The sequence below is a fragment of the Brachyspira hyodysenteriae ATCC 27164 genome (assembly GCF_001676785.2).
GTDB classification, from domain to species: Bacteria; Spirochaetota; Brachyspiria; order Brachyspirales; family Brachyspiraceae; genus Brachyspira; species Brachyspira hyodysenteriae.
Window position 1 is genome coordinate 2,018,668 of record NZ_CP015910.2, and the last position, 24,471, is coordinate 2,043,138.

Genomic DNA, 24,471 nt, shown 5'->3' on the forward strand with positions numbered 1-24,471 from the left:
CCTATGGAAATATTTGAATATGATTTTATGCGTAAAGCTTTCCTAGTAGGTATTATGCTTGCTGTGATAATACCTTGCATAGGAGTTGTTGTAGTATTAAAAAGACTTTCTATGATAGGAGATGCTATTTCACATACTTCGCTTGCTGGGGTTACATTCGGTTTAGTTTTTAATATAAACCCTATAGTCGCATCAATCATATTCTGCATATTGTCTGCATTATCAATAGAGTTCATAAGAAAGAAAATAGCTAAATATGGTGAGATGTCTATATCAATTATAATGTCTTTGTCTATAGGAGTGGCAGGGCTTCTTTCAGGATTTGTAGCTAACAATTCAAACTTTAACAGCTTTTTATTTGGAAGTATTGTTGCTATAAGCGATTTTGAATTGAAATTGGTAATATTGATAAGCTCAATATCAATACTAATTTTCATCTTCCTATACAAAGAAATTTTTTATATAACTTTTAATGAAAGATTAGCAAAATTATCTGGTGTGCCTGTAAATAGGATTAACTTCATTTTTACAATATTAACTGCTATTACTGTATCAATATCAGCAAGAGCAGTTGGGGCATTAATAGTTTCATCAATGATGGTTGTTCCTGTTGCATGTTCTATGCAGGTAGCTAATAGTTATAAAAAAACCATTATTTTTGCTGTGATATTCAATCTATTTTTTACTATATTAGGAATATTTATTTCATATTATCAAGGCTTAAAACCAGGAGCAACTATAGTACTAATAAGCATTGCTACTTTTATAATTATAATTTTATTAAAATCAATACTATCATCAAAAAATAGTGCGGCATAATTATTTATTAAATATTGAATTTTAATTACATATGCCCACCCTATAAATTTATAGTCTAATTTCTAATAACACATTACATTTCTTTTTTGCTTTTTCCGTAATTGTAACACCCACCCTAAGCTTTATTTAAATTTAAAATCATCTAAGCGCACGCAAAATGAAATTTAAAATATAGATTGATTAAAAATAGAATTTAAATTATATCAAAAAACGCATAAACCGTGCGTTTAATAAAATTCTAAATTTAATCAACACTTGGGCGGGTGCTGGAAATTCTAATTAGACAAAAAATATAATGAAGATAAAAATACAAAATAAAGCAGTAAAAAATAAAGGGCGGGGAATTAAAATAAAATTAAATAAAAAAGGCTTAAATATTAATAATATTCAAGCCCTTTCATTATTTCTAATTTATATTATTACTCTGCTGCTCCGAAAGAAGGCAAGTACCAAGTAATACCTGTAGTAGATGCAAAGCTAATAGGAACTCCTCCCTCATTATTTACATCCATCTCAAAATACCATTCTAAATCTTCAACAGGAGTAATATAAAGTTCTGCATAAGCTGACCAAGCTAAAGAATGATTAAGTTTAGAACCTTTTCTACCATCATCATAAATAGAATAACCTAATCCAGGCTCTAAATAAAGAGAAACTACATCACTGCTTGCCTCTAAAGCTAAAGTAGGAAGTATAGATAAAGTATAAGTTTCTCTATCAAGTAAATCAGCTGCAGTTGTTGTAGGAATAACAACACTGTCTGATAATACTTCATAACTTCCAGTAGATTTACCTTTAGCACCTAAAGAAGTATCATAAGTTACTTTGATGAAAGGATTAAGAGTAACATTTCCAACCATAGCTCCGAAATATAATCTGAAATCAAAACCAAAAGAAGAAGCTGTATATGTTTCTGATGCAGTTTTAGTTTGATTCATACCATATTTAACTATTAATCTTACTTGATTGAGCAAATCTATTCCTGTATAGTATCTGATTTGAGGATCTAAACTAATACCCATATAATTACCATAAGTATTATCTAATTTATCTTTTACAGCTACTTGAACAGGAACTACTATTCTTAAATTATTAGCTAAAGCATTAACAGCTAAAACAGGAGTATGTACATCTAATTTATATACTTCAGAATAAGTATAATTATAACCAAGTCCTATACCTATTACATCAGAAGTATAACCTATACCTGCTGAAACTGTAGCATCTAATTTAGTCTCTGCTGAAGAAGTTAAAATAGATCCCCAATATCCTGTATTAGCTCTGAAACCAACAGTACCTTTAATACTGTCATTTCCTAATACAAAACCTAATTGATCCATTCTTGCTCTGAATTGATTTCCGTCTGTAAGAAAATCAATCCAATCATTGTTGTTGCCGTACATACCAAATACTAAAGAATTTGTAATTGATAATAAAGCAATCATCATTAATAAAATCTTTTTCATATTTCATTCTCCTAAAAAAATTGGGAGAATTATATATTTTATTGACAAAAAAATCAAATTTATTTTACAATTTATTTTAATAAAATTAACATGAACAAATATGATCGCTATTAGGATGTTTATGCTTATGAGAAAGTTCATCATATATTTGTTTCTTTTCAAGTTCAACTAAAGAACCTTCTTCAAAACAAAATATTCTATTAGATATATTAGATGTTTTCTCTACATCATGAGTAACCATTATTATAGTTACTTTTTTTTCTTTATTTAAATCCTGTAAAATTTTATATATCAAATCAATAGTTTCTCTATCAACTCCATTAGTTGGTTCATCAAGTACAAGTAAGTCAGGTTCAGATATTAATGTTCTGGCTAAAAAAACTCTCTGAATTTGTCCGCCGGAAAGCTTAGATATCATTCTGTTTTTATATTTTTCCATACCCAAAAGCTCTAATGCTTTAATAACCTTAACATGATGACTTTTATTTGGAAATTTAAATAAACCTATATCAGCAAAATTATTGGACATCACTATTTCATAAACAGTAGCAGGAAAATTTATAATCTTTGAATATGCATTCTGTTCTAAATACCCTATTCTTTTCCAATCTCTGAATTTATTTATATCTTCTTCATAAAGTTTTATGCTTCCTCTAAATTGACTTATCTCTCCTAAAATAAGTTTTAATATAGTGCTTTTTCCAACTCCATTGGAACCTATTATAGATACAAAATCTCCTTTATTTACATCAAAACTTATACATTTAAGTATATCATCAGAAGTGTATCCGAAATGCACATTTTTAAATTCTATAATCTTACTCATAATATTATTTTAATTAAGTCCATTAGTTAAAGAGATAAGATTTTCTTCCATTACAGAAAAATAATCTTCTCCAGCATTAATATATTCTTCGCTTAAAGATTCTATAGGATTTAATGTAAGTATTTTTACGCCTGTCTCTTTTGCTATAGAATCTACTAGCTTAGAACTTGAAAAATCTTCATAGAATATAGCTTTAACATTATTATTTTTTATAAAAGCTATAGTATCAGACATAGCCTTAGGATCAGCTTCATCTCTTGCAATAGCAACTTGATTCAATGAATATTCTTCGCAAAAATGTCCGAAAGCAGGATGAGTTACCACTAAATTAGTACTTTTCATATTTGATAAAACATATTTAAAATGATTATCTAATTCATCCAATCTATCAGCATAAAAATTATAATTAGAATTATAATAATCCGCATTAACAGAATCTATCTCTATTAATGCATTTTTTATATTCTCCATTTGTTTCTTAGCCTTAATAGGCGAAAGCCAAAAATGAGGATCCAATCCGTCATTATTTATATTAAAAGCAGTTTCCACATATTTTAATTCTTTTATACTGTCTTTAACTGTATCAACCCAATGCTCCATACCGCCGCCATTATAAATAAACAAATTCGCCTTTGTTAAATTAGCCATATCTTTTGAAGTTATTTCAAAATCATGAGGCTCTGATCCTGTAGAAGTCATATTATATACATCAGCTTTATCTCCGCATATTTTTTTGGCAAAATCATACATCGGATAAATACTAGCATAAACCTTTAACTTATTTGAAGAATCTTGATTTTGATTATTTCCTGAACTATTACTGCATCCTATTAATAATGATAATATAAAAATGATTGTTAAAATTTTTTTCATTAATTTTCATATCCTTACATTCAAATTATTATATAATATTCTGTAATTATATATGAGAATCATCAAATTTCAATATGTTTTATAGTACTAACATTATAAAATAATATATAAAATTACATTATCAAATATAAGAACTTTTTACCGAGAATATTAATAATATTATAAATTAAATCTAGGATAATTATGAAATATATTGTACATATTTTAATAGCAGCATTATTTATATTATCATGTTCTACAGCAAAAGTTACTCATATAGAAGAACCAAAAAATGACTCTCTTTTTGGAAGAAAATTTAAATTGGTGAGTATATATCCTGATATGGATATTACCATAGAATTTACACAAGATACAATATATGGTTTTTCTGCTGTTAATAATTATTCGTCTTCATACACTATTGACGGAGATATATTTAATATATTGTCTATTTCAATGACTAAAAGAGCAGGTACAAGCGATAAAATTGCCGCTGAAATTGAATATCTTAATATGCTGCAAAATGCTACTTCTTATAAAATTAATGGAAGACAATTAATAATATATACTTTATTATCCAGTGAAAATTTGGTTTTTGAAGAATTTTAAGTTATATTGTATAATGTATATAGGATATTTTAATGATAAGAAATTTTATTTTAATATTAAGTTTTACTATAATAATGTTTATAACTTCCTGTGCTACAACATCTCAATCAATCAATGTATCCACAAGCACATTAAATGGAAAAACTTTTCAGCTTACAAATATGTTTGAAGGAAGAGGAATTACAATATCATTTTATAATGAAGAGTTTTACGGTTACAGCGGATTCAATACATATCTAGGAAAATATGAAATGCGAAGAGGCAATATGATAATATTCACAGATATGGTTGTTACAAAAATGGGCGGAACATCAGAAGCTGTAGAAGAAGAAAAAAAATATATAGAATTGCTAAGCAAAGCATCTTCAATAGAACTTACAAGCAATACACTTACAATAAATACTTTAGATAATGATACTCTCATATTTAAAAGAATAAAATAAATGAAAAATAAAAAACTTATATATTTAATATTAGGTATTATTATATTCATAAGCTTATGGTATTTTACCGCTTTAAAAATCAATTCTGAAATATTGTTTCCAAATATACAAAATATATTAGCAAAGTTAATAGAAATAATATCTGAAAAATCATTTTATAAAGATTTATTATCAAGTTTGCTTAGAGTATTAATAACATTTGCTTTATCTTTTTTGTCGGCATTTATAATAGGAATATCAGCAGGAATATTTTTACCTCTTAGATATACATTAATACCAATAATAAATTTCATAAGAACAATACCTACTATACCATTAATATTAGTTGCTATAATATGGTTCGATAATAATACAGTACCTATATTCGTTTCTATGCTTGTAATTTTTCCTATAATATATGATTCTATAACTAATGGAATAATCAATGTAGATAAAAAATTAATAGAGATGTCTATATCATATAATGTATCTATAAAAACACAGATAATAAATCTCTATATACCGTATATAAAACCATACATATTTACCGGAATATCTCAATCTATGGGAATTACTTGGAAAAGTATATTAGCCGCAGAAATATTGGCTTTACCTGCTTTAGGAATAGGTACAAAACTTTATGAATCTCATTTATATTTAGATAGTGTGAGTTTATTTGCTTATTGTCTTATTGCAATAATATTTAATGGTATATTTGAAATCATTATAAGGATAAATAATGACAAATAAAAAAAATGACTATATATTCAGATTAGAAAATATAAATCTTTCTTATAATAATTTGATAATATTTAAAAACTTTAATATAGATTTCCATTTAAATAAAATCAATATAATATTAGGTGCTTCAGGCTCTGGAAAAACTTCTCTATTGAATATAATATCATCTAAAATAAATAAAGATGATAAAGCATTCGTATATCAGGAGCCAAGACTATTAGATTTTTTGACTTCATATAAAAATATAGAATATGTATTAAAAGACAAAATAAAAAATAAAGATGATATGGAGAAAAAAATAAAAAATGCTTTGGAAATTACAGGGTTAATAAATAATATATACTCAAAACCTAATGAACTTAGCGGAGGAATGAAGCAGAGATTATCCTTAGCAAGGGCTTTAGCTTATGATTCAAATTTCATATTTATGGACGAGCCATTACAAGGACAGGATATAAAAAGAAAAAAAGAACTTATTGATATAATAAAAAATATACAGTCACAAACAAATAAAACTTTTTTCTATGTTACTCATGATGTATATGAAGCAGTTATGCTTGGAGATTATATATATATATTATCAAATAAAAATAACTTTACTCAATTAATATTTGAAACATATATTGAAAATGATAATACAGAAAATCAATTACAGTATCATCAATCTCAGCAAGCAAAACTGACAGACATACTTATAAATAATTAATTATGCTACTGATGTAGTTTTAAGTAAATAAACAACATAAGCTATATAAACAATTAAGAATATACAGCCCTTTAATTTACCTAAAGTCTTTCCTTTTGCAGTGAAAGCCAAAAGTAATAAACCTGCAAACACCATAATAGAGAAATCCATTAAATAATTTTGTGTTTTACTTAATACAATTCCTCCAAATTTGAATGAAGCCATAGATGATATTCCAAGAACTCCTCCAACATTGAATATATTACTTCCTACTATATTTCCTATAGATATATCAGCTTCTTTTTTGATAGCGGCTATTACACTTGTAACAAGTTCAGGTATGCTGGTTCCCACAGCAACAACTATAAAACCTATTATATGCTCGCTTAAGAAATTTCTAAATATTCCTGTAACACCTTTAATAAATATATCAGAACCAAATGCTAAAGCCAATATAGCTACTATTATTTTAAATATAGCTCTAAATATAGAATGTGTTTTAGTTGATGATGATACTTCCTTTTCAAAAGCAGCTAATTCATCTTTATCTTTTGATATTACGCTATATAAATAATAGACATATATACATAATAAAATAAGAAGTATTACTCCTTCAATTATAGATATCTTATCACCTGTTAAACTTTTAGTTTCCATATTAAAAAGCATAATTCCTAAAGCAGCATACATTATAAACATAGAAATCATAGAAACATAATACGATTTTTTACCGGCAGACATACTCATAAATAAAGCAGATACTCCAAGTACAAAAACCACATTAAATATATTGCTTCCTATTACATTACCTACTGCAATAGCACTCTCACCTCTTAAAGCTCCAAATAAACTTACAAAAAGCTCCGGCATAGATGTACCCATAGCAACAACTGTAAGACCTATAACTATAGGCGGAATTTTAAGCTTATTAGCGATCATAACACTTCCGTCTACAATATATGTTCCGCCCAAATATAATAGCAGCACACCTGCTACCGTAAAAACTACATTCAATACAATATTTTCCATCTAATTATATTCCTTTAATTTAATTATTCAGTTTTATTTTCTGTATTTTCTGCATTACTTGTGTTTTCTGTATTATTTGTATTTTCTGTTTTTTCTATATTATTTTCAGAATTTTCTGATGAAGATGCTTCAGAATTATTATCTTCTATTTTATTTTTATCTTTTTTATTTAATGCTGATACTATAAATACTATTATAAATATTAATAATATAACAAGAACCAATGCTGTAGAAAGCCATAATGGAGAAAGAACCCATATCCAGCTCCAAGTAACGGCATTGAATAATTTTAATATTACAAATATTATTCCCAAAAAAGCAAAAAATATAACAGCTATATTTAATATTGAAAATTTATTAGCTACAGCTATTTCTGATGTATCGGAATTATCTTGTGATGAACTGCTTGAAGCATTATCAGAAGCTTTCTTGTTTTTGAAAAACATAGAATCGAATGCCAAGGCAAATATTACAAGTATAACTTCTATTAATAATATACTCAATATAAAATACCAGTTTAAATCAACTAATACTTTTGATAATTTTAATAATGATAAAATAATTATAAATACAGGCAGTAATCTTGAAGAAAAATTTAATAAATTCTTAATAAGATATAAAGTTGCCATAGTAAAAACATTTTTCACTTTTCCCATAATATAAATCCTATAAAAAATATATATAATAATATATATTATTTTCATTAAATTTTAAATAAGTATTTATAATATTTTTACTTTAAATAAAGATGGTATGGGGCAATAAATAATCCCATACCACAATTATGAATTTATTTAGGGTTACTCTGATTTCACTTGTATAACTAATATTTTAAATGCTTCTATAGCTTTCAATGAATGAGGAGCATTGGCAGGAATTAAAATAGATTGTCCTAATGAAGTTTCAAATGAATTTCCATCAATCATTATTTCTGCCTTTCCTTCAATCACTGTAACTAAAACATCTCCTGTGCTTGTATGTGTAGGAATTTCTTTACTTTTATCAGCTGATATTATTGTCATAGCCAGACTTTTTCTATCAACTAATGAAAGCATAGATATATCTTTAATCGCTACTAAATCTTTTAAAGCAACTACTTTTTTATAATCTATATTGTTAATATAATTCCCCATATATAAAAACCTTGACTCATTTATTATTATTATCTAACTTATATATATAAAAATCTGTTGCTGCAGCAACAAAAAAGATTTTTTTATAAAAATATTCACTATTAACTAACAATAAATAATCATGCTTTTAATTTTTTAGCAGCTTCTATAAATCCTACAAATAAAGGATGAGGATTAGTAATTCTTGATTTTAATTCAGGATGAAACTGAACTGCTATCATAAAAGGATGATCTTTTATTTCTACAATCTCAACCAAATCAGCATTTTTCATTCTTCCTGTTACAATAAATCCAGCTTTTTCCATTACATCTATATATTCATTATTAAATTCATATCTATGTCTATGTCTTTCACTAATTTCAGTTTTACCATATAGTTTATTAGCCAAACTTCCCTCTTTTATATCACAATCAAAAGCACCAAGTCTCATAGTACCGCCTTTCAATATGCTTTTTTTCTGTTCTTCCATAATAGTAATTATAGGATTTTTAGCATTTTCTTTAACTTCTATTGTGTTGGCGTCTTCTAATTTTAATACATTCCTTGCAAACTCAACGCTCATAAGCTGCATACCTAAACATATTCCTAAATAAGGTATTTTATTTTCTCTAGCATATTTGATAGCCTGTATTTTACCCTCTATTCCTCTCTCTCCGAATCCTCCAGGTATTATAAGCCCATGAATATTTTTAAAATACTCTGCTATATTATCTTTATTTTCTAATTCTTCAGCTGAAATCCATTCCATATCAACATTAATATCATTATATATTCCGCCATGATTCAAAGCCTCTATCAAAGATATATATGCATCTTTCATAGATATATATTTTCCAACTATAGCTATTTTTACTCTTTCATTTGTTGTAGAAATCTTTTTTTGCCTGATTATTAACTCTGTCCAATCTGTCAAATCTATTTTTGCAGTCTGCAATTTAAAATGTTTGCATACAACATCTGAAAGTCCTTGTGCTTCAAGCATTATAGGCACATTATAAATATTAGGCTCATCAAAATTTTCAAATACATTTTCTTTTGGAAGATTGCAGAATAATGCTATTTTAGATTTATGCGATTCCTGTAAATGCTTACTAGTTCTGCATACTAATATATCCGGTATAATACCGCTTTGCATAAGCTCTTTTACACTATGCTGAGTAGGTTTTGTCTTTATTTCTTCAGATGAACTAATAAAAGGAATCAATGTTACATGTATATATAAAACATTATCCTGACCTAATTCTGTTTTTATCTGTCTTATAGCTTCAATATAAGGTAATGATTCTATATCACCTATAGTTCCGCCTATTTCTGTTATTACTATATCAGTCTTTTTTGTATCATTTTCTCTGTATATTCTTCTTTTTATTTCATTAGTAATATGAGGTATAACCTGAACAGTTTCACCTAAATATTTACCCTCTCTCTCCATATTTATAACATGCTGATATATTTTGCCTGTTGTTACATTACTGAATTTATTTAAATTTTCATCTATAAATCTTTCATAATGCCCTATATCCAAATCTGTTTCTGCCCCGTCGTCAGTAACAAAAACCTCACCATGCTGAAATGGGCTCATAGTACCAGGGTCAAGATTTATATAAGGATCAAATTTTTGTATAGTTACACTTAATCCTCTAGCCTTTAAAAGTCTTCCTAATGAAGATGCTGTTATTCCCTTTCCTAAACCAGATACAACTCCACCTGTTACAAATATGTATTTAGTATTCATATAATCCTCAATTAATTTTTTTATTTTTATTTATTATTATCAAACCTTTTAACATTATCATAAATTATTATTAAATCAAGTAATTATTAATTTTTAATTCAATCTATTTTAAATATTTTTCAAACCAATCGGTAATTTCTTTCAATCTTCTTACTCTATGCTTAGGTTTTCCGCTTCTTGAAAGTTCATGATTCTCACCTTTAAACAAACATATCTTAGATTCAATACCATAATATTTCAAAGCAGTAAACATTTGAAATGCCTGACTCTGATAGCATCTGTAATCTTCTTCGCTATGTATGAATAAGGTAGGAGTCTTTGCATTATTAGCATATTTTAACGGTGACTGTTCCCATAACTTATCAAAACCGCTGCATACATCTCCGCCTAACTCATCAGGATTGAAATAATAACCTATATCAGTAGTTCCAAAATCATCTATCCAATTTGATATAGAACGCTGAGAGGCTGCACATTTAAATCTGTCAGTATGGCCTATTATCCAATTAACCATAAATCCGCCGTAAGATCCGCCTGTTACTCCTATTCTATCTTTATCTATATTAGTATATTTTTCAAGAACAATATCAGTAAACTTCATTATATCTTCATAATCTATAGTTCCGTATATTCCTCTTATATCAGCGAATGCATTTCCTTTTCCTTCACTTCCTCTAGGATTGCAGAAAAATACAAAATAACCCATATTAGCCCAAACCTGCATTTCATTAAAGAATATTTCTCCATAAGCAGTTTTTGGTCCGCCATGTATATCAAGTATTGCAGGATATTTTTTATTTTCATCATAATTTATTGGCTTTAATACCCAGCCGTCTATTTCAAAATTATTAGTAGTTTTGAATGAGATTTTTTCCGGTATTGATAAACTTTTTTCTTTTAATATATCTTCATTGAAATGAGTTAATTGTATTTCTGTTTCATTATTAATACAATATATTTCTTCAAGTTTCAAATCTCTAAAAGCTATAAAATATATATTATCATCATTAGAAATATCAAAATAATTAACCGCTTCTTGTTTATTAGTTATATTTTTTACATTTCCTTTTAAATCCAAGCATTTTATATGAGCATTTTCATTTTCTGTGCCTACGAAATATATTTGATTTTTATAAACTCTAATATCCTTGCCGCCTCCGAAAGAACAATCAGTTCCTATCATATTTCCAAGTCCATTATCATAATGATATATAAGATTAATATTTTCATCTATAAAATAAAAACTGCAATTTTCATTGAGTCCGTATTTTTTCATGTCTGTCATAACAGAGATAATTTTTTCTTTATTATCATCATCGATTATAAAATCAGCAAAGTATATTGCATATTTATTAGAATCTATAATAATTTTTTCTTTTATATTATTAATGTCTTTTATATCATATAAGCGAAGTTCTGAAGTGGTAGGAGCTTTATCTTTAAAAGAATTTATAATACATAATACTTTGCCGTCTTTATATTTAAAAGAATTAACATTACTGTATTCATCTGTAATAGCAGTTAATTTATTTTCTTTTTTATTATAATGATAAAGTCTGTCTCTTTTCTTATTTGTTACTCCAACATTATTAACCCAAAAAGGAATTTCATCAAATACTTCATAATCAATTTCTTCTTTAGCCCATTCTAAATAATCATCTTCTTTTCTTTTTTTATTTCTATTAATATCATAAACGGCTTTTAATAAAAAATTATTTTCATCTATAGAATACAAATCTATTATTTCAAGTTCAATATTAAATAAACTTTCAGCTTCTCCTCCGTTTATATTAATAGAATAAATTAAAGAATAATCAATAAAGTCTTCATCTTTTTTGCTTTTCAATTCTTCATCTCTTAATGATGATTTAAATATCACAGTATCATTATCAAGCCAAGAAACTAGAGAAGCATCTTTTACAGAAGTGAGTTTATAAATTTTATTTTTATCAATATTATAAATAAAAGCATCTGAAATATAATTATTATTCTCATAATCCTGATTGCTTTTAACAAACAGTAAATTTTTATTATCTTTTGAAAGCTCTATATTAGATAAAAAATTGAATTTCAAAAAGTCCTTAATATTTAAATTTTCCATATATAAATCCATTATTAAAATTATTTATAAAAACATATTAATAAAAATTAACTTCAATACCTAATATATTTTTCATATAATTATTCCAAGAATTTTCTGATAAAACATTAGAAGTATGTATAAATTGATTAGTATATAATTTATCATCAACTTTTGAAAAAATAGGTAAATAATGTTCCAAATCTTTACGCATATTTCTTAATATCGCATTAGATATTTTATCAGGCATAGAAACAATAACATAATAATGTATATTGCTTTCTAATTTATTTGATGAATATTCTCTTATAAATGTATCTCTTGCTTTTTGTATACAATCATAGATGTATGAATGTCCATTTTCTGGTTTTCTATATACAAATTTTGAAAAGAAATCTTTTCTTTCTTCTTCTGTTTGAAGTGATAAATATTTTTTATTATAATTTTTTACTTCAATAAAAACAATTATATTATTAACATATACAATAAAATCAACATTCTTCATAAAATGAGTATAATTAGAATTCTCATCATCTATTTTTCTTACAGTGATATTAGAATTATTATCATAAATCATTTTAAAATTACTTTTTTCTTCAAATATTTCCATAATCAATTTTTAAATGCTTTTTCTATAGATTGTAGATGCTGTTCTTCAAATTTATCTTCTATTGAATTATGCTGTATATTATTTAAATATTCACTGCTTTCAATTAATACACCATTCTTTTTATCTTCATCAAAATAAAAAGAATGAAACTTTATTTTATCATTTTCTTTTCTTTGTAATTCAAAATCTTCTATAATAAAATTATTATGTGTAGCTAAAAATATTTGAACGCCTAATCTTGATAAACTTAGTAATATTTCAACTAAAACTCTTGTAAGTTTAGGATTTAAATTTGATTCAGGTTCATCAAAAAGAAGTATAGTATCTTTATCTATCTCACCATTTTTTATAAGAAGCCAAAGCAAAGCAAGTTTTTTATGCCCTTCTGCCACCATTGTAAACTGAACTTCACCAAAATCTTTATACTTAATAAAAAATACTTCATCTTTTTGGATAACGATTCCGCCTATTGCATTTTCTATTTTTTTTGTAATATCTTCTAAATACGGATCTAATTCTCTTAATTGAGGCACAAAAGCCTTATTTAAAATATCATAGTAGACAGATTCAAAAGATACTTCCCTTTTATTGTATAATGAAATAAAACCTTTTGAATTAGTTAAAATATCTTTGCATGGTATGTATGTAATTTTTTTATTAAATGGAAAAATATTCATTTCTTTTAAATAAAGATTAAACGAGTCAATAGTAGAAGCCTCATCTAAATTATTAGCATATTCATCAACTAACATTGAAAAAGGTTTAAAAAATATATGTTTATTAAAAATAATTTCCCAGATTTTTAAAGGAAGATAATTACCAGATACAGAATCTATATTATCTAATGGAAAATGACTGCCAGATAATGCAGAATAATATGTTGGATTTTTTACATCATAGAAAGATTCATTTAAACAATAAATAGCTTTAAGTAAATGAGTTTTGCCTGTTCCATTCTTGCCAATAAATATGTTAACTCCTTTACTGAAGTCTGTATAGCAATCCTTAAATACTGTGAAATTATTTATACGAACATTTTCTACATACATATTAAAATACTCCATTATCAATATCGGAGTTAACATTATTAAAAATTATATTACCTACTCAAATTTGAATAATCATAAGCAATGTTAGCAGCAACACGGCAATTATTATAAACTAGCTCTTTATTGGCTTTAAGACTCTTATTTTCTGTTACACTATGAAGCTTAGCCAATATATAAGGAGTAACATCTTTTCCTGATATGTTTTTATCTCTAGCCTCTTTTACTGTTTCATCTATTATTTTATTTATATAATCTTTATCCATTTCATATTCTTCAGGTATAGGATTACAAACTAAAACTCCTCCGTTTAATCCTAATTTCCATTTTGTATCAAGTATATTAGCTATATCTTTTGTAGTATCTATTTTATAATCAACTTTGTATCCGCTCTCTCTTGTATAGAATGCTGGAAAATTTTCTGTTTTATAACCAAGAACAGGTATACCGAAAGTTTCAAGATATTCTATAGTAAGCCCTATATCAAGTATTGATTTTGCTCCCGCACATACAACGGCAACATTTGTTTTGCTTAACTCCTGCAAATCTGCTGATATATCAAAAGTTTCCTGAGCATATCTATGAACTCCTCCTATTCCTCCTGTAGCAAATACTTTTATTCCTGCAAGAGAAGCACCTATCATAGTAGTTGTTACAGTAGTAGCTCCGTCTTTTTTTAATGCAAGCATAACAGGCAAATCTCTTCTGCTTGATTTAGCTATATTTTTATTGGAGCCCATATATTCAAGTTCCTCTTTATTTAAACCTACTTTTATTCTTCCTTTTATTATTGCAATAGTGGCTGGTACTGCATTATTTTCACGTATATTTTTTTCAGAGTTTAAAGCACTTTCCACATTTTCTGGATAAGGCATACCATGTGATATTATTGTACTTTCTAATGCCACAACAGCTTTTTTCTCATGCAAAGCCTCTTTAACTTCTTCGCTTATATCCAAAAATTCTTCTAAATTATTCATATTTATTCTCCAATATTTAATTAACTATATTAATTTTTTATTATCTTTTAATCTTGAAAATATCTTCTACTCTTTTGGCAACCTTATCAAAATTAGTATTATCATTTACAGTTTCTTCACTCTCCAAAGCAAACATAGCCATAACAGCAGCAAACTTCACTTTATAATCCAAATCATAATCATGAAATATAGAATATACAATTCCAGCCATAAAAGCATCTCCTGCCCCTGTAGCATTTACAATATTCACCTTTGGAGCTTTAAGATAATATGCTTCATTAATATTATTATAAGTGCCGTAACATATACCTAAAGCACCGAATGTTATATAAATTTCTTTGACGCCTTTTTCTAAAAATATTTTTACAGCCTCTTTTCCTTCTTCTATAGTATTTATATCTCTGTCAAGAAGAAAAGATGCTTCATTAGAATTAAGCTTCAAAGCATAAATATATTTTTCTAATCCTTTTATATGTTCTGATTTTTTTATTGAAACGGCATCGGTAAGAAGTTTTTTATTTGGAAAGTTTTTTATAATGTATTCAAATATATCCCTATTCATAACGGCATCTATAGTAATAAAACTTGAATCTTCTATAATATCTCTTATACTCTCTAAATACTCAATATTTATATTCTCATCTAAAGTATCCATATCGGACATGGCTATTTCCATATCTCTGTCATTATTCATAATAGCTATATATGAAGTGCTGCTTCCATTCCTTACTATATAAGAAACATCAACACCTAATGATTTAATATTATTGAAAAGTATATCTCCAAAAATATCATTTCCTATAGAAGTAATAAATTTTATGTTTTTTAATCCTATATTTGATAAGTTATTAATAATATTTCTTTCTACTCCGCCTGTACATACTTTTATTTTTCCGGGATTAGATTCTTTTAAAAGTATTCTGCTTTTTGAGAATCCTTGTATATCTATATTTGAACCGCCAATAGATAATATATAATTTTTCATTTAACGCCTTTTATAAAACTACAATAATTATAACAATAAATTAATAAAATAATAAAAAATTAATTCATATCTACTCTGTCTAAAATACTTCTGGCTAAAGATCTGGAATCTGCATTTTCTATATCGCTTGCTAAAGATATTCCGTAAGTGATGCGTGTTACTCTGCCATTAAAATTATTATCTTTTAATGTTTTATAAATATATGATGCTGTTGTATCAGCTTCCAAAGATGCACTGAATGCTATCATTATTTCTTCTATACTATTGTTATTAACTCTTTCTATAAGTTCTTTTATTCTTATGTCGCTTATACCTATACCTTTTAGAGGAGATATAAGGCCTCCTAATATATGATAAACTCCATTATATTCTTCTGTCTTTTCTATGGCAAGCATATCAGGATATGATTCCACAATACATATTTTATTATGCTCTCTTTTATCATTACTGCATATATCGCAAATATCATTATCGCTCAAACTGTAGCATACTTGGCATAATTTAATATTTTCATGTAAAGAAGACAAAACATCTGAAAATTCTTTTAAATATTCATCATCACAGTCAAATAAATACAAGGCAAGCCTCATTGCTGTCCTTGTACCTATTCCTGGAAGTCTTGATATTATTTGTGTGAGTTTATCCAAAGATTGTATATTATTCAAAATGATTATTCCTTTTTATTGTCATCATCATTTTTATTATTCATGTTATTCATCATATCATTCATCTTTGATATCATATCAGGAGTTATAGAATCTAAAGATATATTTATTTTTCCGTCTTTATACTCCACAGAAGTCATTTTACTTATATCATTAAACATTTGATTCATATCTTTAAAATTCATATTAAATAAATTAGGCTGAGGCTTAGCTTGTTCTCTTTCATTATCAGAATCCTCTTCCTCTAATTTTTTTCTTAATTCATTTACTTTAGAAACAGCTTCATTAATACTAGAGCTTATCATTTCTTCTAATAATTCTTTCTGATCCTTTGCTAAAAGAGTTTCATCTATACTAAAACTAGTTATATTATATGATTTATTCATAGTCAAAGATACTAGATTTCCTGCCGAACTATATTTTATACTATTTTCACTCATAATTTTATACTCCTTATTTATTAATATGCTATAATATATATTCTTTTTAATAATTTATCAATAATAATAAAATTATATAAATTTGACTTTTTTATTCTAAAAATATAACATATAAAATATTATATTTAATTAACCTTAAAAGAAAACTATAGATAAGAATGTTTACAAGAATAATTATATTTTTGATATTATTATTTCCATCTATATTGCTGCCTCAGCAAATAAAAAAAGAAATAGGCGAAACTTACGAAAAAGAAAATATAGCTGTCTTTGAAATACAAAGCACATCATCAGGATATGGCGAAGAATTAGGCCCTAAAATGACAGCATTAATAGAAAATTCATTAACAAGAATGAATAGGTTTAATATAGTAGATAGGAAAAATTTAGATAAATATTTAAAAGAAATGGAGCTTCAATTAACTGGCATAACTGAAAAACAAGTAATTGAAGTTGGTAAAATATATGGATATTCAAAAGCAGTAACAGGTAAAATAGTATCTGCTAATGTTACAGTAGAATATAATGATGACGGCAGTTTCAGTTTATATTCTACTGTTGATATGGTGCTTCAAATAGTTGATGTAGAAACTACTAAAATACTTTACTCTTCACAATTACAGGGTTATGACTATTACACTACTAGTAGTTATCCTTCTTATTCTTTAAGGCAAAGTCTTATAGATAATGCCTGCAATAATTTAGCATACAAAGTAGAAAATAAAATGAGGAGTATATTCAAGATAACATTAACAATAGCAGATGTAGATGGAGGAAATGTAATACTTCTTGCTGGAAAAAATCATGGAGTAAGTTCAAAAACTAGATTTAAAGTTTATTCTAAAAAAGATGATATAATACTTCCATCTGGAAATGTAATAACCGGAGGATATAATTATAAAGGTACTTTGAGAGTAAAAGAACTTAATAATGAATATTTAATAGCAAAAATATCTAGGGGAAATAATATACAGCCGGGAGATATTGCTAGAGAAACAGTGATAGGAGATTTTGGATTTGGACTATTCTTAAATTATGCATCTTATAATATACAGGCTACAGAAAGAATATACCAAAGCAGTTTCAGGCCGGATGCTGGAAAAATAAAAATCTCATTAAATAAAAATGAATATGCTTTAGGACTGCATTTAAAAATAGGATATAATGGTGTATTATTCTCTCCAAATTTAAGTATAGGTATATTATTTGGAGACTTTTTAAAATCAAGTTATGCTGTAGATACTAGATTTAATTTCGATATTAATATAAATTTATATCAGGAAGTTTTAAGATTAGTAATTTCACCCTATATAGGTATGGGATTAGCATTTACAACCATAGGAGAAGTATATGGAGGAAATTACTATACTGATAATTACGGATATTTACCAAATGGCTCTAAAATAGATTCTAGAGATATTATGTTTGGTATAGGTGCTATAGCTTCTCTGCAGTATAATGTTACAGATACTATAGGATTAAATTTAGGAATTGGATACAGATTTTATACTAATCCTATTAATTTAGGCGTTTTTAGTGATGGTAAGGAAGTTTCTTTACCTGAAAAGATTAAAACGGTTAATCTTACAGGATTAGAATTTACATTTGGAGCATTTTTTATATTATAATGAGTACAAAAATTATATTAATATTATTTATCATATCAAACACATTCTTCGGTGCTTTTTATTTTTCAGATATAGCTAAAGAATACGGCACAAATGAAAACAAAAATACAGAAGAAAAAACTATAATAGAAACAAATGAACAATTAAAGACTGATTATAATATAAATACAAACAGTATTGAATCATTCTTCAGTATGGAAGGAACAAATATTATAAAGCAAAATGGTGTTGTAAGTTCTCCTGTTATATTAGAAGATTCTTATAAAAGCAACCCATTCAGATATACAGAAGTAACATTTATTTTAACAGCATTTTTTTCATATACTTATGCTACTTATTTGACATTAGGTTTACAGTCTATAGAAAATGCGAATGTAGTTACAACAACGGGAAGAAATAGGTATAAAAGTTTATGGATATCATCTATGCTATTTGAAATTACTGCTGGAATATTCTGCGGTGCTGCTGTTGCTTATGATAGTTATCAAAGAGTTTACGGTAAAAAGAAAAATGATGGATTTAGTTTCAGTTTTGTACCTTTTTATGAGCCTATAAATCAAGATGCAGGATTTGTATTTTCTTTGAATCATCCTCTATAATTGAAACTTCAAAATATATTATTTTTTTAATATAAAATTAAATATTAAAGATATATCATTAATATTTAATTTTACAATATATTTGTATAAACTTAACCTTTGGAAGTGATTATCTTTTTCTTTTTTAATTTTGGAAGTAAATTTTTATTTATAAGAAGTAAATAAGTTATGAAACATAGAGCTATCATCAATGCTAATATTAAAGCTCCCCTTATATTAAGGTAATTGTCATTTTCTTTTATTGATGATGATAATACGGATTGAGTATTTTTTGTTTCCTCATCATTTTTTATAATCTTTATAATTTTCTCATTTTTACTGCCGTCTAAATATCCGAATGTCTTTGCATAAGATAGTATATATTCTTTATCTGTTTTGAGTCTTTCTATATTATTTGATATTTGAATTTTTCTTCTATTTAATTCTTCAACTTTCTTTTTTTTACTTTCTATAATAACTTTTTTAGCATCTAATGTAAGAAAACCTTTAGGACTAAAAACAAATACATATACCATAAAAGCTATTCCAACTAATATGATACCATAGAATATTTTAGAGCTGATTCTCACATTGAAATACATACAATTATTAACCTTATTAAATATACAACTTATTATCGGAAGTAATTTATTAAAGTTAATAGTCTTATAAATAAATATTATTTCACAATGTATATTTATACAGTATTTTTAATATCTAAAATACTGTAATTATATTCTATTTTATACTACATAAAGTATTTACTGCATTTTTTATAAAATTTCTATTATGGCTTACTATTATCAAAGCGCAATTAAGAAAATATAAAGCCTCTTTCAAATGCTATATGGAATATATTAATATGATTAATGAGTTTATCCAATAAATATTCTTTATATATAGAATTATTAAACATTGTTTCAATAATATAATTTAATAATACACTATTACCTGATATCTTTTTTCATTATAAGTTTTGGTTAACATATTTATTACATATATATTTCTCATATAAAAAATGTCAATAAAAAAGACATGCCAAAAAAGCATGCCTTTTTAACTTTTTGAAATGAAAATAATTATTTAAAATTAATTAACCTTTTTTTCCTCCCATATCCATATACTGACTGTACATAGGTGAAGGAAGTCCAAAACCTCCTGCTACAGGCATAGTTTCACCTGTTATAAAAGATGAATTATCGCTTGCAAAAAACAGTACTGCATTAGCTATATCTTCAGGTGATGCAGGTCTGTTTAATGGTACATTCTTCAAAAATGATTTTAAAAATTCTTCTGACATACTTTCCATTGCTGCATCTGTTGCCACAAAGCCGGGTAACACAGCATTGCATCTTATATTGTTTCTAGCATACTGTACTGCAATGTTTTTTGTGAGGAAATTTATTGCTGACTTTGATATGCCATAAGCCAATCTTGACATATCAGGAAAAATGCCTCCTACTGATGATATATTTATTATGCTTCCGCCTCCTGTTTTAATCATTTGCTTAACAGCAGCCTTTGAAGGAAGATAAACACTCTTTAAGTTTTCGTTAACTATTTTAAAAAAGGCTTCAGTGTCACCATTAACCAAATCAAAATCTTTGCTAGTATCAGTAGTACCGAAATTATTTACAAGTATATCTATTCTATTTTCTTTTTTTATAACATCTTCAATCATAGAAGTAAATGTTTCTTCTTTAGTGGCATCAAAATATACAACATCAGCTTCTCCTCCGTTTTTTATTATATCATTTGCCACTTCTTTTCCTGCATCAAGTCTTCTTACAGCTAAATAAACTTTTGCACCATTTTCTGCAAGCTTCTTTGAGCATGCTAAACCTATACCCCTTGTAGATGATGTTACTAATGCTATTTTTTTATCTAAAAGTTTCATAACCATATATCTCCTTTATATTTTGTAATTACATTAAATCTAATAAATATTTTTATAATTAATATAACTATTTTGAATATATAGTTCTGTATTTCATAAAAAATACCATAGCAATAATAAAAGTTATAACTTCTGTAATAGGCATGACATACCAAATGCTATCTTTTACAAATATTAAAGGCATTATAAATATTAAAATACCACTTACTATAAGTCCTCTTAATACAGCAATTATAAAAGAAGATGAAGGCTTCATTATTGCCTGAAAATAGTAAGTAGCATATACATTGAAAGGCAGTATTAAAAATGATATAAAATAGGCTCTCATAATATTTTTTGATATAGACAAAGCTTCTTCTGAAGGCTTCATAAATGCTTTCATTAAAAAATCTGTATTAAAGTATGTAAACAAAGTATATACTATGCTAAGAACCAAAGCTGAAAATATACTGCATTTTACTGCTGATTTTATTCTCTCCATTTTACCAGCACCTAGATTTGTTGATATTATAGGCTGAGCTGCCTGCCCTATTGCATAAGCCGATGACTGAACTAATATATTAATATTTATTATTACAGAATAAACTGCCAAAGCTGATGTTCCGAAATATTTCATTATCTGCCTATTAAACATTAAAGCTAATATTCCCATCGCTATATCTATAAAGAATGTAGAAAAACCAATAGAGGCAATATTCTTTGATAATGAAAATACTCCATTAACTTTTTGAAATTTCAAAGTATTTTTTTTAGTGAATAAATGAGATATCAATATAGAAGCAGTAATCACTTGTCCTATAGCTGTTGCAAGCCCTGCACCAAATATACCCATATCGCATATAAATACAAAGAAATAATCACCGAATACATTGAAAATACCTCCTGCCATAACTCCTAAAGTGGCTTTCATAGGTGCATTATCGTTTCTAAGAAATGCAGCAAAAAACTGACTGTAAGCAAATAAAGGAAGAATAATTTTTATAGGAAGAAAGTATCTTTTAGCTAAATTTAAAAGAACTTCATCAGCACCGAAAAAATAAAGTATATTATCTTCAAATATTAATGATAATATCCAAACTATGAATATGACAGCAGATAAAGCTATAAAAGAAGCAGTAAAGAAATTATTTTGTTTATCATACTCTCCGGAGCCTTTTGCTTTACTGAAAAGTACAGAGCCTCCTATACCAAAAAGGAGTCCTATACCATATATTACATTCCATATAGGAGCAAATACAGCCAAAGCAGCAGCTCCATTATCCCCCTCATATTGTCCAACCATAGCAACATCAACTATAGAATAAATAGCGGCTATCAATGCACTTCCAAAACTAGCAGATAAATATTTAAAAAATATTTTTTTTACATCTGTTTTTAGCATATCCATAAATAAACTCCAATATTAAAGTTTAAAAACAAAAAAGGCTGAATAAGAAATCTAATAATTAGACATCTTATCCAACCTTTGGTATTTTTCTCTCCAATAAGTCCTCCGATGAACTTGGCATGTATTATATCATATACAATTTACAAGTCAAATTTTGGACTAATCTTTTTTTACAAATACTAAATTTTATTTCAGTACTTCTCATATTTATTTATTGATATTTTTTGTATAATATATTATATTAGTATAGTATAAAGTGTATTATTGTAAAAAATATAAATAAATTAAGAAGATTAAATTTATGAAAAAGTTTTTATTTACATTTATTTTAATGTTAATATTATCAGCATTAGCCTATTCTTTCCCATACAAAATGTACACAGGTATGACTGGTGCATTACGTCTTGGTGGAACTCTTTATCTTAACAATGACAGAATAGGTACATCAAAATATACTTTATCAAGTCCATTAATGATAAATTTCGGAATACTAAGAAACTTGGATATATTTGCAAGAGTAGTACCTATAACTTATGTACCTGAAATAGGCGTAGGTGTAGAAGGACAGCCTCAATTCTCTATAATGCCTAGATTTCAATTTTTTAATGGGTTTATAGGGGCAGTTGAAGTATTATTTCCTGGATCGTCTAAACAGAAATTTGGGCTTAATCCTCAGCTTCATTATTTAATAGGTTTAGGAGACTTTTTTACAGCTTTCTTTAATTTTGAACTTCCTATGTATTTCGATGATCCAAGAGGAGTTGTTGAATCTATAAGATTGAAAACTGCTTTCGGTGTTTATCCCGGAGCATTGTTCGGATTCTCTTTAGCTGGTATATATTTAGAATATCATTTCGCTTATGACTTTTATAATAGTGCTTTGCTATATCTTAATCATTTAGGAATAGGTCTCTATTTAGTATTAAACAGCGATGCAAGCCTGTCTCTAAACTTTACACCGTATTTGGAGCAATTATCAACAGGATTCTATTTTGGAATAGGTGCTTCTATATCATATACATTTGATTTCAGCAAATTCCTTAGATAATCAATTGATATAATTAAAAATATAGAACTCTATAAAACTATTTTATATTTTAATATAATTTAGTTTTACAAAATAATAAATATATTAGAAAATAATAAGTCTAGAATAAAATACATACTCAATTAGTTTATTTATAAAATTTAATATCTATATTTTATTATAGTCTATGCAAATATGAAATAAAAAAATATTTTTAGAACATAAAATATATGCTGAATGATTTTATATATTGACTTTTTTTATATTTTTATATAATCTACTTCAATGATTAAATACTATATTTTTTTAATAATGATAACAGTAAATACTCTATACCCCTTAGTTATAGTAGAAGAGAAATTAAATAAGAAGAGTATGTACCTTTGGCAGAATTTAGAGTACACTCTAACATATACAGGAGATGCTGATAAATTCAAACCTGAAGGTATTAATACAAATGCTATAAGCGATTTTGAAGTGCTTAATGAAAGAGTAGAAATAGAAACTATTCATAAAGACAATGAAATTCCAACTATGAATTATAAAATAATATATACTATGAAGCCTTTAAGAAATGGCAAATTAAAAATACCTGAGTTGGAAGCAAGATATTATAATGTAGAAAGAGGAAACAGTTTAGTACCTAAAGAACAGATGATAGATGAACATAATATAAGAGTATTCAGTTCATGGTTCCTATTAATAATGATAGGACAGTGGATTGTAATAATACTTATAGCACTTTTAATTTATAAGTTCATAAAAGATCAGCATAAATTAAATAAAAAGAACTTTGCAAATAAACAAACATCATAATTTTAATATATATA

General features: G+C 26.3%; 26 protein-coding genes. 9 read left to right on the plus strand and 17 right to left on the minus strand.

Annotation, left to right across the window (positions count from 1 at the left end):
• The first annotated feature begins 3 nt into the window (after positions 1-3).
• Positions 4-819: a metal ABC transporter permease gene (locus tag BHYOB78_RS08830; protein WP_012670428.1), complete on the plus strand. Its 816-nt coding sequence runs from the start codon at positions 4-6 to the stop codon at positions 817-819.
• Between the two features lie 419 nt (positions 820-1,238).
• On the opposite strand, the gene BHYOB78_RS08835 is transcribed toward BHYOB78_RS08830, so the two are convergent.
• The 3 genes from BHYOB78_RS08835 to BHYOB78_RS08845 form a co-directional block, all read right to left on the minus strand.
• Positions 1,239-2,285 carry a variable surface family protein gene (locus BHYOB78_RS08835; protein WP_012670429.1) on the minus strand — a complete coding sequence of 349 codons (1,047 nt, stop codon included), beginning with the start codon at positions 2,283-2,285 and terminating at the stop codon, positions 1,239-1,241.
• A gap of 85 nt (positions 2,286-2,370) precedes the next feature.
• A complete protein-coding gene (locus tag BHYOB78_RS08840) occupies positions 2,371-3,111 on the minus strand; it encodes a metal ABC transporter ATP-binding protein (RefSeq protein ID WP_020063885.1) in 741 nt (246 codons plus the stop codon).
• A 9-nt stretch (positions 3,112-3,120) separates the two neighbouring features.
• On the minus strand, positions 3,121-3,984 hold the full coding sequence (locus BHYOB78_RS08845; RefSeq protein ID WP_012670431.1) for a metal ABC transporter substrate-binding protein: 864 nt from the start codon (positions 3,982-3,984) through the stop codon (positions 3,121-3,123).
• Positions 3,985-4,167: 183 nt separating this feature from the next.
• Here BHYOB78_RS08845 and BHYOB78_RS08850 point away from each other — a divergent pair, with 183 nt between their 5' ends.
• Genes BHYOB78_RS08850 through BHYOB78_RS08865 form a run of 4 tightly spaced genes read left to right on the plus strand, consistent with a single transcriptional unit; the run spans position 4,168 to position 6,441 of the window.
• Entirely contained in the window at positions 4,168-4,572 is a 405-nt protein-coding gene (locus tag BHYOB78_RS08850) for an META domain-containing protein (protein ID WP_012670432.1), read from the plus strand.
• A gap of 32 nt (positions 4,573-4,604) precedes the next feature.
• Positions 4,605-5,015, plus strand: coding sequence for an META domain-containing protein (locus BHYOB78_RS08855; RefSeq protein ID WP_012670433.1), 411 nt, complete (start codon positions 4,605-4,607; stop codon positions 5,013-5,015).
• Positions 5,016-5,744, plus strand: a complete 729-nt coding sequence (locus BHYOB78_RS08860) for an ABC transporter permease (RefSeq protein ID WP_012670434.1) — start codon at positions 5,016-5,018, stop codon at positions 5,742-5,744.
• Complete coding sequence (locus tag BHYOB78_RS08865) at positions 5,734-6,441, plus strand: ATP-binding cassette domain-containing protein (protein WP_012670435.1); 708 nt, start codon at positions 5,734-5,736, stop codon at positions 6,439-6,441. The genes BHYOB78_RS08860 and BHYOB78_RS08865 overlap by 11 nt, the downstream gene beginning before the upstream one ends.
• On the opposite strand, the gene BHYOB78_RS08870 is transcribed toward BHYOB78_RS08865, so the two are convergent.
• From BHYOB78_RS08870 to BHYOB78_RS08920, 11 genes are all read right to left on the minus strand, one after another.
• Complete coding sequence (locus tag BHYOB78_RS08870) at positions 6,442-7,449, minus strand: calcium/sodium antiporter (RefSeq protein ID WP_020063886.1); 1,008 nt, start codon at positions 7,447-7,449, stop codon at positions 6,442-6,444.
• Positions 7,450-7,472: 23 nt separating this feature from the next.
• Complete coding sequence (locus BHYOB78_RS08875; RefSeq protein WP_020063887.1) at positions 7,473-8,105, minus strand: hypothetical protein; 633 nt, start codon at positions 8,103-8,105, stop codon at positions 7,473-7,475.
• 144 nt (positions 8,106-8,249) lie between these two features.
• Entirely contained in the window at positions 8,250-8,582 is a 333-nt protein-coding gene (locus BHYOB78_RS08880; RefSeq protein WP_012670438.1) for a cupin domain-containing protein, read from the minus strand.
• 119 nt (positions 8,583-8,701) lie between these two features.
• Positions 8,702-10,318 carry a CTP synthase gene (gene pyrG, locus BHYOB78_RS08885; RefSeq protein WP_012670439.1) on the minus strand — a complete coding sequence of 539 codons (1,617 nt, stop codon included), beginning with the start codon at positions 10,316-10,318 and terminating at the stop codon, positions 8,702-8,704.
• A 103-nt stretch (positions 10,319-10,421) separates the two neighbouring features.
• On the minus strand, positions 10,422-12,419 hold the full coding sequence (locus BHYOB78_RS08890) for an alpha/beta hydrolase family protein (protein ID WP_028331280.1): 1,998 nt from the start codon (positions 12,417-12,419) through the stop codon (positions 10,422-10,424).
• Between the two features lie 37 nt (positions 12,420-12,456).
• Positions 12,457-13,008, minus strand: coding sequence for a hypothetical protein (locus BHYOB78_RS08895; protein WP_012670441.1), 552 nt, complete (start codon positions 13,006-13,008; stop codon positions 12,457-12,459).
• Between the two features lie 2 nt (positions 13,009-13,010).
• The gene (locus BHYOB78_RS08900; RefSeq protein ID WP_020063889.1) at positions 13,011-14,057 is read right to left on the minus strand and encodes an AAA family ATPase; all 1,047 of its coding nucleotides are present in this window, start codon (positions 14,055-14,057) and stop codon (positions 13,011-13,013) included.
• A 50-nt stretch (positions 14,058-14,107) separates the two neighbouring features.
• The gene (locus BHYOB78_RS08905) at positions 14,108-15,034 is read right to left on the minus strand and encodes a pseudouridine-5'-phosphate glycosidase (protein WP_012670443.1); all 927 of its coding nucleotides are present in this window, start codon (positions 15,032-15,034) and stop codon (positions 14,108-14,110) included.
• A gap of 40 nt (positions 15,035-15,074) precedes the next feature.
• Complete coding sequence (locus BHYOB78_RS08910) at positions 15,075-16,019, minus strand: carbohydrate kinase family protein (RefSeq protein ID WP_020063890.1); 945 nt, start codon at positions 16,017-16,019, stop codon at positions 15,075-15,077.
• A 59-nt stretch (positions 16,020-16,078) separates the two neighbouring features.
• On the minus strand, positions 16,079-16,684 hold the full coding sequence (gene recR, locus BHYOB78_RS08915; RefSeq protein ID WP_020063891.1) for a recombination mediator RecR: 606 nt from the start codon (positions 16,682-16,684) through the stop codon (positions 16,079-16,081).
• A 5-nt stretch (positions 16,685-16,689) separates the two neighbouring features.
• Positions 16,690-17,124, minus strand: a complete 435-nt coding sequence (locus BHYOB78_RS08920; protein ID WP_012670446.1) for a YbaB/EbfC family nucleoid-associated protein — start codon at positions 17,122-17,124, stop codon at positions 16,690-16,692.
• Positions 17,125-17,282: 158 nt separating this feature from the next.
• Between BHYOB78_RS08920 and BHYOB78_RS08925 the strand changes: the two genes are divergently transcribed.
• Both BHYOB78_RS08925 and BHYOB78_RS08930 read left to right on the plus strand, forming a co-directional pair.
• Positions 17,283-18,752: a CsgG/HfaB family protein gene (locus BHYOB78_RS08925; RefSeq protein WP_020063892.1), complete on the plus strand. Its 1,470-nt coding sequence runs from the start codon at positions 17,283-17,285 to the stop codon at positions 18,750-18,752.
• Positions 18,752-19,351, plus strand: coding sequence for a hypothetical protein (locus BHYOB78_RS08930; RefSeq protein ID WP_012670448.1), 600 nt, complete (start codon positions 18,752-18,754; stop codon positions 19,349-19,351). The genes BHYOB78_RS08925 and BHYOB78_RS08930 overlap by 1 nt, the downstream gene beginning before the upstream one ends.
• A 92-nt stretch (positions 19,352-19,443) precedes the next feature.
• Here the strand turns inward: BHYOB78_RS08930 and BHYOB78_RS08935 are convergent, their stop codons facing one another.
• The 3 genes from BHYOB78_RS08935 to BHYOB78_RS08945 all read right to left on the minus strand — a co-directional run bounded on the left by BHYOB78_RS08935 (position 19,444) and on the right by BHYOB78_RS08945 (position 22,614).
• Positions 19,444-19,932 (minus strand): FtsB family cell division protein, encoded by a 489-nt coding sequence (locus BHYOB78_RS08935; RefSeq protein WP_012670449.1) that lies wholly within the window; start codon positions 19,930-19,932, stop codon positions 19,444-19,446.
• 491 nt (positions 19,933-20,423) lie between these two features.
• Positions 20,424-21,227, minus strand: coding sequence for a 7alpha-hydroxysteroid dehydrogenase (gene hdhA, locus BHYOB78_RS08940; protein ID WP_028331281.1), 804 nt, complete (start codon positions 21,225-21,227; stop codon positions 20,424-20,426).
• 67 nt (positions 21,228-21,294) lie between these two features.
• The gene (locus BHYOB78_RS08945) at positions 21,295-22,614 is read right to left on the minus strand and encodes an MATE family efflux transporter (RefSeq protein WP_028331282.1); all 1,320 of its coding nucleotides are present in this window, start codon (positions 22,612-22,614) and stop codon (positions 21,295-21,297) included.
• Between the two features lie 301 nt (positions 22,615-22,915).
• Here BHYOB78_RS08945 and BHYOB78_RS08950 point away from each other — a divergent pair, with 301 nt between their 5' ends.
• A complete protein-coding gene (locus tag BHYOB78_RS08950) occupies positions 22,916-23,662 on the plus strand; it encodes a hypothetical protein (RefSeq protein WP_020063894.1) in 747 nt (248 codons plus the stop codon).
• A 291-nt stretch (positions 23,663-23,953) separates the two neighbouring features.
• Positions 23,954-24,457: a BatD family protein gene (locus BHYOB78_RS08955; RefSeq protein WP_020063895.1), complete on the plus strand. Its 504-nt coding sequence runs from the start codon at positions 23,954-23,956 to the stop codon at positions 24,455-24,457.
• Positions 24,458-24,471 lie beyond the last annotated feature (14 nt).